Here is a 16,899-nt window from a genome sequence, read left to right as displayed (position 1 = left end):
CTTGCTAGTTATAATTTTGATTTATCAGCCTGAGCCAAGGTGTAGCTGACTGTTTGATGAATATAATTAAGTACGGGCTTTGGATATACACCCATTGCTACCACCATAAAAGCAAGGAGTGCATAAGCACTGATTTCGAAGCCGGAAATATCACTTAAGGATTCAATCTTTTTATTAGTTATCGGGCCAAAAATAACGCGTTTGTACATCCACAAAGTGTATGCGGCACCAATAATCAATGTGGTAGCAGCCCAAAATGCGATCCAGAAGCCTGCTTTAATGCTCCCTAAAATCACCATAAATTCACCAACAAAACCTGAAGTTCCAGGCAATCCTGCGTTTGCCATGGCAAAAAGCATGAAAAAGGAAGCGAAAATTGGCATGGAATGGACTAACCCACCAAAATCCTTAACCTGTCGAGTATGCATCCTGTCATAGATATAACCCACGCCGGCAAACATGGCACTGGATACAAAAGCATGTGAAATCATCACAATAATGGCTCCTTCAAGAACCAAACCCGCATTACTCAGTCCTGACTGTTTCGCTATAGCAAATACAGCAAAACAACCAAGGGTTACAAAACCCATATGGGATATTGATGAGTAGGCAATAAGTCTCTTCATATCTTTTTGGATAATAGCGACCAAGCCCACATAGACTACTGCAATTAATGAGAGGGCAATCATAACCATCGCGTATTTACTAGATGCATCAGGTACTATTGGCAAAGAAAAACGAATAAATCCATAAGCACCAAGCTTCAATAAAATTGCCGCCAGAACAACTGAACCACCAGCAGGTGCTTCGGTATGGGCATCTGGTAACCAGGTATGCACAGGAAACATTGGAATCTTGATTGCAAAACCAAGGAAAAAAGCAATAAAGATGAGTGTTTGTGCAGTCATACCTAATTTTATGGCATAGAAAGCTTCAATTTTAAATGACCCTGCCTGATAGCCTATATAAAGGAACGAGGCCAGCATAAGCACCGAGCCCAAGAAGGTATACAGGAAAAACTTTATTGCTGCATAGACGCGATTATCTGAACCCCAAATACCGATAATCAAATACATGGGGATAAGCGTTGCTTCCCAGAATATATAAAAAACAATCGCATCAAGTGCTGAAAAGACACCGACTAATAAACCCTGCATAATCAGGAATGCAGCCATATACTGGCCAACGCGCTGATGAATACTGTCCCAGGTTGCGAGGATCACAATAAGATTGGTAAATATGCTCAGAATGATTAATAGCAGTGACAAACCATCAATTCCCAGACTATAGTTAATTCCTAAAGCCGGCATCCACGTAATTTCATCAAGATGTTGCATACCCGGGGTATTGACATCAAACCCGGTTACCAAAGGTATACAGATTAGTAACGTGAGTATAACGGTAAATAAAGATAAATAACGTGATACATTCGGGTTATTATCATCGCCAGTGAGGAATACAAAAACGCCTCCGATAATGGGTAACCAAATCAATAAATTGAGCAAATGATACATACCTTCACCTTATAATCAGCCTAGCAATAACCAGCATAGGAAAACAAAAAGACCAAGTACCATCACAGTTGCATAATGGTACAAATAGCCGCTTTGGATAGCGCGACCTTTTTGTGCGAACCACCTAATCGTACGACCTGCACCATTTACGAGCATGCCATCAATAAGTCGTTGATCACCTGTTTGATAAAAAAATTGTCCCATCGCTTTGGAACCACGCACAATGACATGATCATTAAATGCATCAAAACCATACTTGTTCATCAGAATACGGTAGGGCCAAGCGAAGGTCCTGGCCAAAACACCAGGTATTGAAGGCAAGGCAATATAGCAAACCCAGGCAATGACAATACCGGCAATAGCTAACCAGAAAGTTAGTGAACCGACTGAATGCAAGGCCACTTGCCAAGGGGAAGAGACTTCTTTTGCCAATTCCGCAAGGACATTATGTTCAGGTAAAACAAACAAGGATTTTCCAAGAAGCGTCGGTGTATCAAAAAGCATTGGCATATAAAGAATATACCCGATAATGACTGAAGGAATTGCCAGCATCACTAATGGGAACCATACCACCCCAGGCGACTCATGCAAGTGAGCGAGCGTATGCTCATCCGCTCGACACTTTCCATGAAAAGTCATAAATAAAGCACGGAAAGTATATAACGCCGTAACCATGGCACCCAAAGCCACACAAAAATAGGCGTAACCACTTCCAGGAATTTCTGAGAGTTTTGCCGCTTCGATAATCGTATCTTTTGAATAGAAACCAGCAAACGGAGGGATAGCACAAAGCGCTAGACTGCCAATGACAAAAGTGGCATAGGTAATGGGCATTTTATTCCACAAACCACCCATTTTGCGCATATCTTGCTCGTGATGCATGCCAATAATGACCGAGCCTGCGCCTAAAAATAATAGGGCTTTAAAGCAAGCATGTGTCAATAAATGGAACATTCCAGCACTATAAGCTGAAGCGCCCATCGCAACCATCATATAGCCTAATTGTGATAAAGTAGAATAGGCAACAACCCGCTTGATGTCATTCATCACCAAAGCCAAAATTCCAGTAAACAGAGCTCCTGTGGCACCTATAATCAGAATGGTGCTCAGTGCTGTGGTTGACAATTCAACCAAGGGGGAAATACGGGCGATCATGAAAACCCCGGCGGTAACCATTGTTGCCGCATGGATCAATGCTGAAATAGGCGTAGGGCCTTCCATTGACTCCGGCAACCATACGTGCAGGGGAACTTGAGCAGATTTACCCATAGCCCCTACATAAAGCAGCAAACAAATCACAGTAAGCAATGACCATGGATGGCCGGAAAATAGCTCAACGGTAGTCCCAGACAGATGATTTGCACTCTGGAAAACCGTGTCGTAATCCAAACTACCGGTATAAGCCAAGACCATGCCTATCCCTAGCACAAAACCAAAATCCCCTACACGGTTGACTATAAAGGCTTTCAAACCACCTTCAATAGCTGACTCTTTGTCGTACCAAAAGCTGATAAGTAAATAGGAAACCAGGCCTACACCTTCCCAACCGAAAAACAGCTGTAAAAAATTATTGGCGGTAACCAGCATCAACATCATAAATGTAAAAAGGGAAATATAACTAAAAAATCGCTGATAACCGTCATCCTCGGCCATATAACCAATACTGTAGATATGCACTAGCAGAGATACAAAATTCACCACAACCAGCATTACTACAGTTAGCGGATCAATTAAAAACCCAATATGGAACGCATAAGGGAACAAATCTCCGCCACTAGCCCATGTATAAATATTACTGTTAACTGAATCAGCCGAACCAGTTAATATGAGTACAGCAACATAAAGCGATAACAGAAAAGATAAACCAACACCAGCAATGGTTACGGAATGTGCACCTGAACGACCAATCTGGTTGCGGAAAAACCCCGCAATGATTGAACCGAGCAGCGGTGCAAGAACAATTACAAGACATAGTTGTTGAATGCTCACGTTGTTAACCTTTTAAATGATTCATCTTATCGACATCGATATTGCCCCTGTTACGGTACAGCAACATCACTATAGCCAAACCTATCGCTGCCTCAGCTGCGGCAACCGTCAGGATAAAGAAAACAAATACTTCACCAGCAACCCCACCATAGAAATGGGAAAAGGCGACAAAATTGGTGTTGACTGCCAGCAGCATCAGTTCAATACAAACCAACAGCAGTATTATATTTTTGCGATTCAGCATGATGCCTACGAGGCTCAAACCAAACAAAATCGCAGCCAATATCAAATAATTGTTTACTGGTATCATCAATTTTCCTAGTGTTTATTTCTCGGGCTTCATTTTGACAAGTTTGACCCTATCCTCGCGACGAGTCATAATCTGCCCAACAATATTCTGTCGTTTAGAACGAATCGCTCCCCGATGCGCCAAAGTAATTGCAGAAATGATCGCCACTAAAAGTAGAACCGCGGCAATTTCAAATGCAAAAACATAATCGGTGTAAAGCACCATTCCTATTTTTTCAGTATTGGATAATGCTTTCGCTGGCTCAACGCCATTACTCTCATCTATTGTTGTGCTTGAGCCTGTTTGTGCACTCATCAGTGCAGGTTGTTCCACGTCGGTTTTAAAGGTGTCTTCAGGGACAGCAACCAAGAGCAACCCTGTCAGCAACGCAACCAAAATCAAACCAAATGGCAGATAGCGAACAAAATGTGCTTTCATCGACTCTGTATCAATATTAAGCATCATGACCACGAATAAAAACAGGGTCATCACAGCACCAACATAAACCAAGACAAGTATAAGTGCTAAAAACTCTGCTTCAACGAGTATCCAAAGCACAGAGCTTGCAAAAAAGGTCAAGACCAAAAACAAGACGCAGCGTACAGGATTATTTTGTGTAATAACCATCAGGGCGGATAGTATCGACAACCCTGCAAATACGTAGAAAACTATGTCTAAAAATAATTGATGCATTTTTTACCCCATTAGCGCCATTCTTTATCAGCGTCTCTGTCTGCGGCCAATTTCTTTTCCATTAGGCTGCCCACTGCAAGCAGTTTCTCTTTCGTCATAATATTCTGACCACGCTCACTAATATGATAATGATGGATCGGTGTTACTACGATTGAATCGACGGGACAGGATTCCTCGCACAAACCGCAATTGATACATTTAAACATATCAATATCGTAGCGGGTAGTCCGACGAGATCCATCCTCTCGTGGTTCTGATTCAATGGTAATAGCAAGAGCAGGACAAACTGCTTCACATAATTTGCAGGCTATGCACCTTTCTTCCCCATTTGGATACCGCCGTAATGCCAACAAGCCGCGAAAACGGGGAGACAGCGGTGTCTGTTCCTCAGGGAATTGTACGGTCACTTTCTTTTTAAAAAAATATTTCCCTGTTAGCTTCAAACCGGATAGTAATTCCAGAAGCAGGAAGCTACGAATATAATGTCTGATATAGCGATATACTTGTTTCATTCGTTTGCTCAGTTGACTGGTTAAAACCAAGGTTTAAGTTCAGCTACAACCATTAGGGCCGTAACAATAACCCATACAATGGTCACCGGGATCAAAACTTTCCATCCTAAACGCATAAGTTGATCATAGCGATAACGTGGGAAAGTGGCGCGGACCCATAAATAAACAAAAAGAAAGAATGAAATTTTAGCGAGTAACCAAACAAAACCGGGGACAAAAAAGAAAATGTCACCAAGGACCGGCATTCCCTCAAAAGGTGATAACCAACCACCCAAAAATAAAATAGCCATGACGGTAGAAAGTAAAATCATGCTTGCATATTCGGAAAGAAAGAACAAGGCAAAGCCAATTCCTGAATATTCCACATGGAAACCAGCCACGATTTCTGATTCCCCTTCTGCCAAATCAAAAGGTGCTCTGTTTGTTTCGGCGATCCCCGCAATCCAAAAAACAATGAATAAGGGCAGTAAAGGTAAGAACCACCAATGCCAAATGCCGCCGCGTTGGGATAAAACAATCTCACTTAGATTCATGCTGCCAGCTGCCAGCAATACGCCAACAAAAGCAAATCCCATGGCAATCTCATAAGATACTGTTTGCGCCGCACTACGCAGGGAACCAAACATGGCATATTTTGAGTTTGAAGCCCAACCGGCTATCAATACTCCGTAAACACCAAGGGAACTTAGGGCAAAGAGATATAAAACACCAGCATTAACATTTGCTAAAACAATTCCCTGCGAAAAAGGGATAACAGCCCAGCCTGCCAAGGCAGGAGCAAGTGCAAAGAGAGGTGCTATCACAAACAGGTATTTATTTGATCTGCTAGGAACAATAACTTCCTTAGTGATTAGCTTGAAGAGATCAGCAAAAGGCTGCAGTAACCCCAATATACCAACACGATTGGGTCCTATACGAACCTGAATATAACCGATTACCTTGCGTTCAGCATAGGTTAAATACGCCACTCCAATAAGGAGTGGAATCACTATAACCAGGATCTTGATAATGATCCAGAGCAAAATGCCGATATCTTGTAGCATATTTTTACCTGTTTAGCGCTTGATAGTTATTGCAGCAAAAGAGTGCCCTAAATCTGCTGTTTCCGGCATTGCGTTTGCTACCCATACAACATCGGGTGCCATGCGCTCGTCACGTTTAAGCGGCAATGTTATCTCAATATCACCTTGAGATACAGTGGCAACCTCATCTAATTTCAATCTGTTAGCAGTCGTTGGATGAATCCTTATGCAGGCCGATTCAGATGCTGCACATAACTGCAGTGCCTGTGCATGACGCACGATGCTGTCACAGCGATATAAAGGCCATTCTCCCACACGCACCAACTGTTTATTGATCACAGGCAGCGACTCCGGATAGTACGGTTGATATTTGATTTCCGCAACCATTCCTGCCAATGATTTTACTTCTGCTAATACTTCCTCAGAGGAAACCTGCTGGAAATCTTTGCATTGCAATAAATTTGCAAGTACACGTAAAATTTTCCAGGCTGGTCGGGCTTCACCATGTGGCGACTTTGCACCCTTTACGGTTTGCCATAATTTATCAACATTAATGTAAGTACCAGACGTTTCAGCATAAGGTGCCATTGGCAAAATGACATCTGCGTAATCTTGCATGGACTCATTTTGGAATGCCGAAAGCATCACTACAAATTCAGCACCAAGCATAGACTGCCTGGCACGATAAGGATTAGCAAAATCAAATCCAGGCTCAACTGCAAGTAAAAAATATCCTTTTAATTTGGCATCCAGTGCAGCTTGCACATCCATGCCACTAGTCTCTACAGTTTTGCCGGCAACAGTACGGTGCGGTAACATGCCTGCGAGACATGCACCTGCGCTATTTGCCCCCTGGGTAAGCCTTAAAACGCTGACACCACCGTTTTCTTCAAGCAAATAAACCAATGTGCGTAGCAAAGAGGCATCAGGGTGATTTTCACATAATGCACCGGTGATTATGGCAGCCTTGGGTTGGCTCAGTGCTTTAGCCATTGCCTTCGTTGTCTCATCAATTTCTAAGCCAAGCAGCAGTTTCTGTACTTCTTCCGGTAATTTTTTAACGTCTTCAGTCATTGCCAATACCAATTTGGCAAGTTGCATAGGCATTTCCTGTGGAGAAACAATCGCTTTACCGGCGAGATCAAAATGGTAATCATAATCAACTGGATTGATAGCAAATAATTTTGCTCCATTTCGGAAAGCCTTACGTGCTCGAATACCAGCAAGTGGTACTTCCCGATGAATGTTGCAACCCAGCAACAAAATAGCCTGCTGGTTTTCCAACTCGGCATATTTCAAAGAACTGGTAGGCATCGTTCCTTGATTGTTTTGATCACGGAAATCGGTTTGTTGGAGACGATGGTCTAAATTGTTAACCCCTAATTCCCGCATGAATTTTTGCAACAGATAAAGCTCCTCCAAACTGGAGGATGGTGATGCGAAGGCAGCAAACTGCTCTGGACCGTGCTGTTTAATAACACGACTTATTCCTTCAGCAGCAAATTTAAGTGCTGTTTGCCAATCTACCGTTTCCCATTGACCGTTTCTTTTAATCATCGGCTGGCTTGCACGTGCTTCGCTGTTCAGCCCTAAGTAGCTAAATCGGTCTCTATCAGATATCCAGGTTTCATTAATCGCTTCGTTTTCTTTAGGTACTGCGCGCATTAACTCTTCGCGTCGGACATGTAAATAAACATTTGAGCCTAAACAATCGTGTGGAGCCAAGCTATCGTGCTGAGTCATTTCCCAGGCTCTGGCAGTAAAGCGGTAGGGTTTGGAAGTCAGTGCTCCCACTGGGCAAAGATCAATAACATTGCCAGACACCTCTGAAACCAGGCTGTGTTGAATGTAGGTGCCAATCTGCATTTTTTCACCGCGACCTGTCGCACCCAACTCAGGGACTCCAGCAACTTCATCCCCAAAGCGTACACAGCGAGTACAATGGATACAGCGAGTCATTTCGGTAGCTATCAATGAACCCAAATCATCGTCGACGACGGAACGCTTGGTTTCTTCATATTCGGACGCATCATAACCAAATCCCATGGAGATATCTTGTAATTCGCACTCGCCACCCTGATCGCAGATAGGACAATCCAGGGGATGGTTGATCAACAAAAACTCCATTACCGCTTCTTGCGAACGGATAGCCTCTTCGGATTTTGTAAACACCTTCATGCCGTTAGTAATCGGCGTCGCACAAGCAGGTACTGGTTTACGTCCATTTTCGACTTGGACTAAACACATACGGCAGTTGGCTGCTACAGATAATTTCTTGTGGTAGCAGAAACGGGGAATATAGATTCCCGCCTCATCAGCAACCTCGATGATCATTTTACCGTTTTCGACTTCAAATGTTTTACCGTCAATTTCAATGGTGGCCATTGTTTAAACCTTCTTCAATTATGCTGCGACGACCGAGCGTTTATGCTTAATGAAATAATCAAATTCATGATAAAAATGCTTTACGAAACTTTGTACCGGCCATGCTGCCGCTTCGCCAAGTGCACAGATAGTACGACCTTCAATTTTGTCGGCAACGTTTACCAGCTTTTCAATATCACCAGGTTCACCGTGTCCTTCTTTGATTCGGTGGATTAAGCGAACCAGCCAACCTGTCCCTTCTCGGCAGGGTGTACATTGTCCACAGGATTCGTCCATATAGAATTCGGAAATACGATAAAGTGCATCGACCATACAGGTGGTCTCATCCATTACGATGACTGCACCCGAACCCAAACCTGAACCCGCTTTTTGGATGCTGTCATAATCCATATCCAGGTTCATCATAACGTCGCCTGGTAATACTGGCATAGATGTTCCACCAGGGATGACTGCTTTGATTTTTCTCCCTTCACGGACACCGCCTGCCAATTCCAATAAAGTTTTAAATGGAGTACCTAAAGGTATTTCGAAATTTGCTGGCTTGTTAACATGACCGCTCACGCTGAAACACTTTGCGCCGCCGTTATTAGGTTTACCTAACTGGAGAAACCACTCGCCCCCTTTTTCCATAATGACAGGAACAGAAGCGAATGTTTCTGTATTATTAATCGTTGTGGGTTTACCATAAAGACCATAGTTGGCTGGGAAAGGCGGTTTAAATCGGGGCTGTCCTTTTTTACCTTCCAGGGAATTCAATAAAGCGGTTTCTTCCCCGCAAATATAAGCACCGGCGCCCAGGTGATTATAAAGATCAAAATCAACGCCTGAACCTAAAATATTCTTACCCAATAAACCTGCGGCATAAGCCTCTTTCAGTGCGGATTCTGTTTTTAGGAAAGGCTCCCAGAACTCGCCGCGAATGTAGTTGTAACCTACGGTAGCACCCATTACATAGCCTGCAATAGCCATTCCTTCGATTAATTGATGCGGGTTACGGCTTAAAATCTCTCGATCCTTACACGTACCCGGCTCTCCCTCATCAGAATTGCATACCACGTATTTTTGGATCTGCGCGTTACGATTCATAAAACTCCACTTCAGGCCGGTGGGAAATCCTGCACCACCACGACCACGTAAAGCAGACGTTTTTAATTCATCGATGATCTGTTGCGGCGGTGTCTGTTCTTTCAGAATACGCCGCCATGCACTATAACCGCCGATACTTTGATAGGCAGCCAAAGTCCATGGTTCTTGCAAATGGAAAGTACGGTAACAGACTTGATTTTGTTCAACCATGACAACCACCTCTATCATTCATTGGTATTGTTCCAAGACTTTATCAATTTTATCAGTGGTCAGGTTCTCGTGATAATCTTTATCTACCTGCATCATTGGCGCATTTACACAGGCACCAAGGCATTCAACTGACCTTAACGTGTATCGACCATCAGCAGTCGTTTCACCCAACTTGATCCCCAGCTTTTTCTGCAAATGCTCCACAACCGTTGCTGAACCACACAGTTTGCATGAAATATTGGTGCAGACATTTACCAAATGCCGTCCCGTGGGTTTTAGTTCATACATCGTGTAAAAACTTGCTACTTCGTAAACTGCAATAGCAGGCATTTCCAAATAATCTGCTACCGCATCCATGAGACCAGGGGTCAACGACCCTTGTTCTTCCTGGACAATCATCAATGCACGCATCACAGCAGATTGCCGTTGATCTGCTGGATACTTGGCGATCCAATGGTCAATTTCATCCATACCCGCAGATGAAACAAATTGACGAAGTAATTTAGCTGAATTCTCAGACATTCTTTCTAACCTTTAATGTGTTAATAATGAGACCATGCTCATTAGACTTCTTTCGAAACTCTACTTCATTGGAGCATTGCTTCGTCGATACCTTGCTCGAATCCCATTCACTCACATGCTCGCTGTTGTTCTGCACGCCATTTCTTCTCCCCCCTGCTCTTAATGCAGCGTGTTTCGAGAGAAGTCTATTAATCTATCGGTCAATCTCACCAAATACAATGTCTTGACTTGCAAGAATCGCGACTCCATCAGCAAGCATATGCCCTCTCACCATCGCATCGAAACTTGATAAATGAGCAAACCCCGGCGCACGAATTTTCATGCGGTAAGGCTTGTTAGCCCCATCTGACACCAAATAAATACCAAATTCACCTTTGGGAGCCTCAACCGCACTATAGACTTCGCCTTGCGGCAAACAAAACCCTTCCGTGAAAAGTTTAAAATGATGAATCAATGCCTCCATATCATGTTTCATCTTTTCACGCTTTGGTGGCGTAATCTTGTTATCATCAATTTTTACCGGGCCAGGATTATCACGCAACCATTCAATACACTGCCTGACAATGTTATTTGATTGCCGTAATTCTTCTACTCGTACTAAGTAGCGGTCATAGCAATCGCCTGTTTTACCTACCGGAATGTCAAAATCTACCTGATCATAAGCAGCATAAGGTTGTTTTTTACGCAGATCCCACGCCACACCGGAACCGCGTAACATGGGTCCAGTAAATCCCCATTGTAATGCCTCTTCAGGTGAAACAATACCAATATCAACTGTACGCTGTTTCCAAATACGGTTATCAGTAAGTAGGGTTTCATACTCATCAACACATTTTGGGAAGCGTTCGGTAAAAGCCCACAAGAAATCCAATAAACTACCTTCTCGGTGGACATTCATTTTTTCAACTTCGCGCTCATTATGCCAACGCGAAGGTTTGTACTTTGGCATCGTATTTGGTAAATCACGTGCTACACCACCGGGACGATAATAAGTAGCATGCATGCGGGCACCGGAAACAGCCTCATAGCAGTCAAACAAATCTTCACGCTCGCGGAAACAGTAGAGAAATACCGTCATGGCGCCAATATCTAAGGCAATCGCTCCTAACCAGAGCAGATGATTCAAAATACGGGTCACCTCGTCAAACATAGTGCGGATGTATTTTGCCCGTAAAGGAATATCTATGCCCAGCAGTTTTTCCAGAGCAAGAACATAGGCATGTTCGTTGCACATCATGGAAACATAATCAAGCCTATCCATGTAACCTATACTTTGTAGGTAAGGCTTGGTTTCAGCCAATTTTTCAGTGGCGCGATGCAGCAATCCAATATGGGGATCGGCACGGGTAATGGTTTCACCTTCCAACTCAAGAACAAGGCGCAATACCCCGTGAGCTGCCGGATGTTGTGGACCAAAATTGAGCGTGTAATTCTTTAATTCAATCATTGCTCGCTCCGTTTTTGTCAAGATAGCGATTGTCGTTTCGTATTACTTTAGGGACTAAAATTCTTGGTTCGATATCTACTGGTTCGTAGATTACTTTTTGCAACTGTGCATCATAACGCATTTCTACATGGCCACTAAGCGGGAAATCTTTACGGAAGGGATGACCAATAAATCCATAGTCAGTAAGAATGCGTCTCAGGTCAGGGTGGTTTTCAAATAAAATTCCATACAAGTCATACGCTTCTCGTTCAAACCAATTTGCCCCCTTCCAAATATCGTGTACTGAAGGAACAACTAAATGGGATTCCTCAACAAAGGCTTTTACGCGCACTCGGTGGTTCTTCTTAGTCGATAATAAATGGTAAACTACTGCAAAGCGCGGCTTGGTCAATGCGTAAGCTTTTGCTTCCTGCCGTTCTACTCCACGCGAAAAGCCACTTTCTGTGGCTGACTCTGTCTCCCAATCGTATTCGCCGTACGACAAATAATCTACAGCGCACAAATCAATGAGTTGATCAAACAAAAATAATTCATGAATACATAGTTGCTGTAAGGTCGTCTTAAGCTTGCCAACCTCACACTCAAGGGTAATTTCATCGTTGGCTACACTAATTGAAGAAAACAAGCCATTCAATTCTGAAGTTAATTTTTCAGCCAAATCGGTTAATTTTGTCATCTGATATGCACCTGTGCTGGTCTCAAGCCTCAATTATCTGTTTGCGCCTGATTTTGTTCTGTAGCTGAATAATGCCATAGAGAAGCGCTTCGGCAGTTGGCGGGCAACCTGGTACATAGACATCCACTGGAACAATGCGGTCGCAACCTCTCACTACCGAATAAGAGTAATGATAATAGCCGCCACCATTTGCGCAAGAGCCCATGGAGATAACCCATCGAGGCTCTGGCATCTGATCGTATACTTTACGCAAAGCAGGCGCCATTTTGTTACATAAGGTTCCGGCTACAATCATGACATCTGATTGTCGCGGGCTAGGTCTAAAAATAATGCCAAATCGATCCAAATCATAACGAGCAGCACCGACATGCATCATTTCTACGGCACAACAGGCAAGACCAAAGGTCATAGGCCACATTGAACCGCTACGCGCCCAACCAAGCAGTTTATCCACCGAGGTTGTAACAAAGCCAGTTTTTTGCAATTCTGCAACCGCCATAGCAAGCCTCTAAATATTCTGGGTTAACAAATAATAACGTGATGTTGCTTTTCTACAAAACGAAAACACTCATTCCCATTCAAGCGCGCCCCGTTTCCATTCATAGATGAAGCCAATCACCAACAGGCCAAGAAACATCATCATGGCAGAAAAACCAAACCACCCAATCTTGCGCAACACCAAGGCCCAAGGAAAGAAAAAAGCAGTTTCCAAATCAAATATGATAAATAATATAGCAATTAGATAGAATCTTACATCAAAGGGTAAATGCGAACTTTCGAAGGCACCAAATCCGCATTCATAAGGCGAATTTTTGGCAGGGTCAGGGTTATGCTTACCAAGCAAAGAACCCGCGGTCAGCATTACAAGGCCTATAACAAGCCCGATTATAATAAAAATAAGTACTGGTAAGTATTGTGATAGCATCATTTCGCATTGCTCGGATTAATGGTGCCGAAGGCCGGACTCGAACCGGCACGGCTTACGCCACCGCCCCCTCAAGACGGCGTGTCTACCAATTCCACCACTTCGGCATGTTAGTTATTATTTTCCGCTCTTACTGCTATCAACCGGTACTGGAATTTTATTTTCCGGCACACTGGTTTGATGAGGGATAACTTGTTGTTCCGCTTTTTTATACTGTGTTGACACCATGTATGACAGTGACAAACTAGTGACAAAGAAAGTCAGTGCCAAACCACCAGTTAATTTGAACAGAAAAGTACCTGTCCCCTGGCTACCGAACACCGTATTAGATGCCCCGGAACCAAATGCTGCACCGATATCGGCACCTTTACCATGCTGGATCAAAACCAAGCCAATTAAGACCAGGGCGACCAGCACATGAACCATTAAAATTAATTGATACATTTCAAGATATCCACAAACTGTTGGGCATTAAGGGATGCTCCACCAACTAAACCACCATCAACATCCGGCATCGCAAACAACGAGCGCGCATTTTTTTCATTCACACTACCACCATAAACGATGGTTAAATGCCTAGCATCATCACTATCAAATTCAGCGACCAAGGTCCTGATTGCAGAATGCACTTCCTGCACCTGCTCGGGCGAAGCTGTTTTCCCAGTTCCTATTGCCCATACCGGCTCATAAGCAACAACACACCCGTTAAAACATCGCTTGCCAATACTTGTCACTGCGAGTAATTGCTTGGCAAGAACTTCTTGCGTAAGCCCTTGCTCACGCTCTGTGATAGTCTCACCCACACAAAGAATCGGTATCATACCATGTTCTTTTACATGGTGGAATTTATCTGCAACAAATTTTTCATCTTCATTAAATAGGTGTCTACGCTCTGAATGCCCCACTAACACATATTTGCAGGCATAATCGGCAAGCATAGGTCCGGATAATTCCCCGGTAAACGCCCCGGCATCTTTTGGGTAAACATTCTGGGCGCCCCAACTGATGTTGCTGCTCTGCAGATAGTCTTTAACCAATGGCAAGTAAATCGCAGGTGGCATAACAACACATTGAGCTCCTAACGCCTCTCCCTGGGTAAGTGCTAGTAATTGTTGCAATAGAAATTTTACCTGATCGCATCGACCATTCATTTTCCAATTGCCAGCTACAATTTTTTTCCTCATTTGCCCCCCAAATCACCGTGCGGAATATACAACAAAGTACTGTGAAATCCTAGCTTTAGATTTGCCTTTTATTAAACAGTGTTGATTCTTTACTCGTTACACGCTGCTAGCCTCTTAAATCAGTTAAAATCTGCTCGGATTAGTAGACTTGCGCACTCAAAGAGGTGTACCAGCAATTTTCTGCTCAATATGCCTAATTTCATCGCTCAATTGTTCAGCCTGTGACTTTACTTGATGACTATCAACCCCTTCAACCATGACACGTAATAAGGGTTCAGTTCCTGAGGGACGTAATAAAACACGTCCTTCACCTTGTAGTTGGTTGCTTAAAGCAGCAACAATTTCTAAAACCCGGGGATCTTCAGCCAGTAATACTGCTTTTTCGGTTTTAATATTGACTAGTGATTGCGGAAGTAATTGAACACCCTCGACTAACTGCTGCAGGGTTTTCTCTTGTTTTACCATACAAGCCAAGACTTGTAAGGCAGCAATTATACCATCGCCTGTGGTTGTTTTATCGAGACAAACAATATGGCCTGAGGATTCACCACCAATTTTCCATTCTTGTTTTTTTAGGGTTTCTAACACATAGCGATCACCGACTTTTGTACGCAAAAAGGGTACGCCCATTGTTGTAATAGCCTTCTCCAAACCATAATTACTCATTAAGGTCCCAACAACACCACCTTGTAATGATCCTCTTTGAAATCGATCTTTCGCAATAACATAAATAACCTGATCACCATCAATTATATTACCGGCGGCATCAATCATGATCAGTCGATCACCATCACCATCTAAAGCAATCCCAAGATCCGCACCTTTGGCCAAAACATGCCGTTTTAAAGCCTCTGGCTCTGTTGAACCGCATTTCTGATTGATATTAAATCCATCAGGTTTATCCCCAATTGTAATCACTTCCGCTCCTAGCTCACTGAATACATTGGGAGCAATGTGATAAGTCGCACCATTAGCGCAATCCACCACTATTTTAAGGCCCGACAAGCGAGTCAATGAAGGGATAGTCGATTTACAAAATTCAATATAGCGGCCAGGCGCATCATTAATACGCATCGCCTTTCCTAATTTTGCTGAGGCAACCGTTTGTAACGGTTTTTCCATTTCAGCTTCAATTGCTAATTCCACCTCATCCGGTAATTTACTACCATCAGCGGAAAAGAATTTAATACCATTATCTTCAAAGAGGTTATGTGAGGCGCTTATTACGATTCCCGCATTGGCACGCAGGGTTTGGGTCAGGTAAGCAACCGCTGGCGTTGGCATTGGCCCTAGCAAGCTAACATCAACCCCTGCCGCTGAAAGACCAGCCTCCAGTGCCGATTCAAGCATGTAGCCGGAGATACGCGTATCTTTCCCAATAATCACTTTTTTACGCTGCCCATTTGCAAGGACTCGCCCTACAGCCCATCCCAGCTTCAACATAAATTCTGGGTTAACATTGGATAAACCAACCTGTCCTCGAATCCCGTCTGTACCAAAATATTTTCGTTGATTCATCCGTATTTCCTCTTTCGTTATTCTTTATCAGCCTGATTAATAGCTTGCATTGTTAGTAGGGCTTGATAGGTTTCAGCAATATCATGGGTTCTAATAATTCCAACCCCTTGTAACATGGCAAAAAGAGCAATTGCCAAGCCACTGGCCAAACGTTGATTAACTGGCTTGCCCGTCAAATAGCCGAGTGTACTTTTGCGTGATGCACCAAGCATCAAAGGCAAGTTATGCTGCCTAAAAGCAGCAAGACGTTTAACCATGAAGAGATTATGCTCAGGCGTCTTTCCAAAACCAAAGCCAGGATCAAGAATAAGGTGCTTAGTTTTAATTCCAGCAGCTAGACAACATTCTACGCGTTGCTGAAAAAACAAGTTCACCTCATCCACGACACTGCCACTGTAATGGGGATTATTTTGCATACTTTCGGGTCGTCCCTGCATATGCATCAAACATACGGGTACACCTAAACTAGCTGCTGTTTCCAATGACTCATCGCCTGCTAAAGCACTGATATCGTTAATCATAGAAGCGCCAGCAGCAACTGCATTTGCCATAAGGTCTGCTTTAGTCGTATCGATAGAGATACACACATCACTTTCTGCTCGCAACGCTTTGATTAAGGGAATCACCCTTGCCAATTCCTCGGCACTGCTAACAGGCAAGGCCCCTGGTCTTGAAGATTCCCCCCCGATATCAATAATATCAGCACCTTCTGCAATCATTTGTTGCGCGCGGGCGACCGCTTTTTCCGGTGCGTTATAGTATTGTCCGCCATCTGAAAAAGAATCAGGGGTAATATTCAAAACCCCCATAATCAAGGGTTTTCGCAACACCTTTCTGTCATTGGTAGATTGGTGAAATTCACACCATTGTTCAAGCTGTTCTCTATTCACTATATATTTCTCAAAAAAAATTCATCAAGCCCTTTGC

17 protein-coding genes and 1 tRNA gene are annotated in these 16,899 nt (G+C 43.4%); all 18 read right to left on the bottom strand.

What is annotated here, in order from left to right:
* Positions 1-8 precede the first annotated feature (8 nt).
* On the bottom strand, positions 9-1,514 hold the full coding sequence (locus tag DYC89_RS01290; RefSeq protein WP_115220162.1) for an NADH-quinone oxidoreductase subunit M: 1,506 nt from the start codon (positions 1,512-1,514) through the stop codon (positions 9-11).
* 15 nt (positions 1,515-1,529) lie between these two features.
* The gene (gene nuoL / locus DYC89_RS01285) at positions 1,530-3,503 is read right to left on the bottom strand and encodes an NADH-quinone oxidoreductase subunit L (RefSeq protein ID WP_115220161.1); all 1,974 of its coding nucleotides are present in this window, start codon (positions 3,501-3,503) and stop codon (positions 1,530-1,532) included.
* Positions 3,504-3,507: 4 nt separating this feature from the next.
* Positions 3,508-3,813, bottom strand: coding sequence for an NADH-quinone oxidoreductase subunit NuoK (gene nuoK / locus DYC89_RS01280; protein ID WP_058446156.1), 306 nt, complete (start codon positions 3,811-3,813; stop codon positions 3,508-3,510).
* A gap of 15 nt (positions 3,814-3,828) precedes the next feature.
* Positions 3,829-4,485, bottom strand: a complete 657-nt coding sequence (locus DYC89_RS01275) for an NADH-quinone oxidoreductase subunit J (protein ID WP_115220160.1) — start codon at positions 4,483-4,485, stop codon at positions 3,829-3,831.
* 11 nt (positions 4,486-4,496) lie between these two features.
* Positions 4,497-4,997 (bottom strand): NADH-quinone oxidoreductase subunit NuoI, encoded by a 501-nt coding sequence (gene nuoI / locus DYC89_RS01270; protein WP_115220159.1) that lies wholly within the window; start codon positions 4,995-4,997, stop codon positions 4,497-4,499.
* 20 nt (positions 4,998-5,017) lie between these two features.
* Positions 5,018-6,040, bottom strand: coding sequence for an NADH-quinone oxidoreductase subunit NuoH (gene nuoH / locus DYC89_RS01265; RefSeq protein WP_115220158.1), 1,023 nt, complete (start codon positions 6,038-6,040; stop codon positions 5,018-5,020).
* Positions 6,041-6,052: 12 nt separating this feature from the next.
* Complete coding sequence (gene nuoG / locus DYC89_RS01260) at positions 6,053-8,404, bottom strand: NADH-quinone oxidoreductase subunit NuoG (protein WP_115220157.1); 2,352 nt, start codon at positions 8,402-8,404, stop codon at positions 6,053-6,055.
* A gap of 18 nt (positions 8,405-8,422) precedes the next feature.
* Entirely contained in the window at positions 8,423-9,700 is a 1,278-nt protein-coding gene (gene nuoF, locus DYC89_RS01255) for an NADH-quinone oxidoreductase subunit NuoF (protein WP_115222614.1), read from the bottom strand.
* A gap of 18 nt (positions 9,701-9,718) precedes the next feature.
* Entirely contained in the window at positions 9,719-10,222 is a 504-nt protein-coding gene (nuoE, locus tag DYC89_RS01250) for an NADH-quinone oxidoreductase subunit NuoE (protein WP_115220156.1), read from the bottom strand.
* Between the two features lie 193 nt (positions 10,223-10,415).
* Positions 10,416-11,669, bottom strand: coding sequence for an NADH-quinone oxidoreductase subunit D (locus tag DYC89_RS01245; RefSeq protein ID WP_115220155.1), 1,254 nt, complete (start codon positions 11,667-11,669; stop codon positions 10,416-10,418).
* Positions 11,662-12,345, bottom strand: coding sequence for an NADH-quinone oxidoreductase subunit C (locus tag DYC89_RS01240; RefSeq protein WP_115220154.1), 684 nt, complete (start codon positions 12,343-12,345; stop codon positions 11,662-11,664). The genes DYC89_RS01245 and DYC89_RS01240 overlap by 8 nt, the downstream gene beginning before the upstream one ends.
* A gap of 22 nt (positions 12,346-12,367) precedes the next feature.
* Positions 12,368-12,844, bottom strand: coding sequence for a NuoB/complex I 20 kDa subunit family protein (locus DYC89_RS01235; protein ID WP_019215905.1), 477 nt, complete (start codon positions 12,842-12,844; stop codon positions 12,368-12,370).
* Between the two features lie 69 nt (positions 12,845-12,913).
* Entirely contained in the window at positions 12,914-13,270 is a 357-nt protein-coding gene (locus DYC89_RS01230; RefSeq protein WP_115220153.1) for an NADH-quinone oxidoreductase subunit A, read from the bottom strand.
* A 22-nt stretch (positions 13,271-13,292) separates the two neighbouring features.
* Positions 13,293-13,377 (bottom strand) — tRNA-Leu (locus tag DYC89_RS01225).
* A 10-nt stretch (positions 13,378-13,387) separates the two neighbouring features.
* Positions 13,388-13,714 carry a preprotein translocase subunit SecG gene (secG, locus tag DYC89_RS01220; RefSeq protein WP_115220152.1) on the bottom strand — a complete coding sequence of 109 codons (327 nt, stop codon included), beginning with the start codon at positions 13,712-13,714 and terminating at the stop codon, positions 13,388-13,390.
* Positions 13,702-14,454 carry a triose-phosphate isomerase gene (tpiA, locus tag DYC89_RS01215; RefSeq protein WP_115220151.1) on the bottom strand — a complete coding sequence of 251 codons (753 nt, stop codon included), beginning with the start codon at positions 14,452-14,454 and terminating at the stop codon, positions 13,702-13,704. Before tpiA ends, secG begins: the two co-directional genes overlap by 13 nt.
* A 156-nt stretch (positions 14,455-14,610) precedes the next feature.
* A complete protein-coding gene (gene glmM, locus DYC89_RS01210) occupies positions 14,611-15,972 on the bottom strand; it encodes a phosphoglucosamine mutase (protein WP_115220150.1) in 1,362 nt (453 codons plus the stop codon).
* Positions 15,973-15,989: 17 nt separating this feature from the next.
* Positions 15,990-16,862 (bottom strand): dihydropteroate synthase, encoded by an 873-nt coding sequence (gene folP / locus DYC89_RS01205; protein WP_115220149.1) that lies wholly within the window; start codon positions 16,860-16,862, stop codon positions 15,990-15,992.
* Between the last annotated feature and the right edge of the window lie 37 nt (positions 16,863-16,899).

The organism is Legionella donaldsonii (assembly GCF_900452385.1).
Classification (GTDB): domain Bacteria; phylum Pseudomonadota; class Gammaproteobacteria; order Legionellales; family Legionellaceae; genus Tatlockia; species Tatlockia donaldsonii.
Note: the sequence above shows the minus strand (reverse complement) of the source record. Positions and strands in the feature narration are given on the sequence as shown.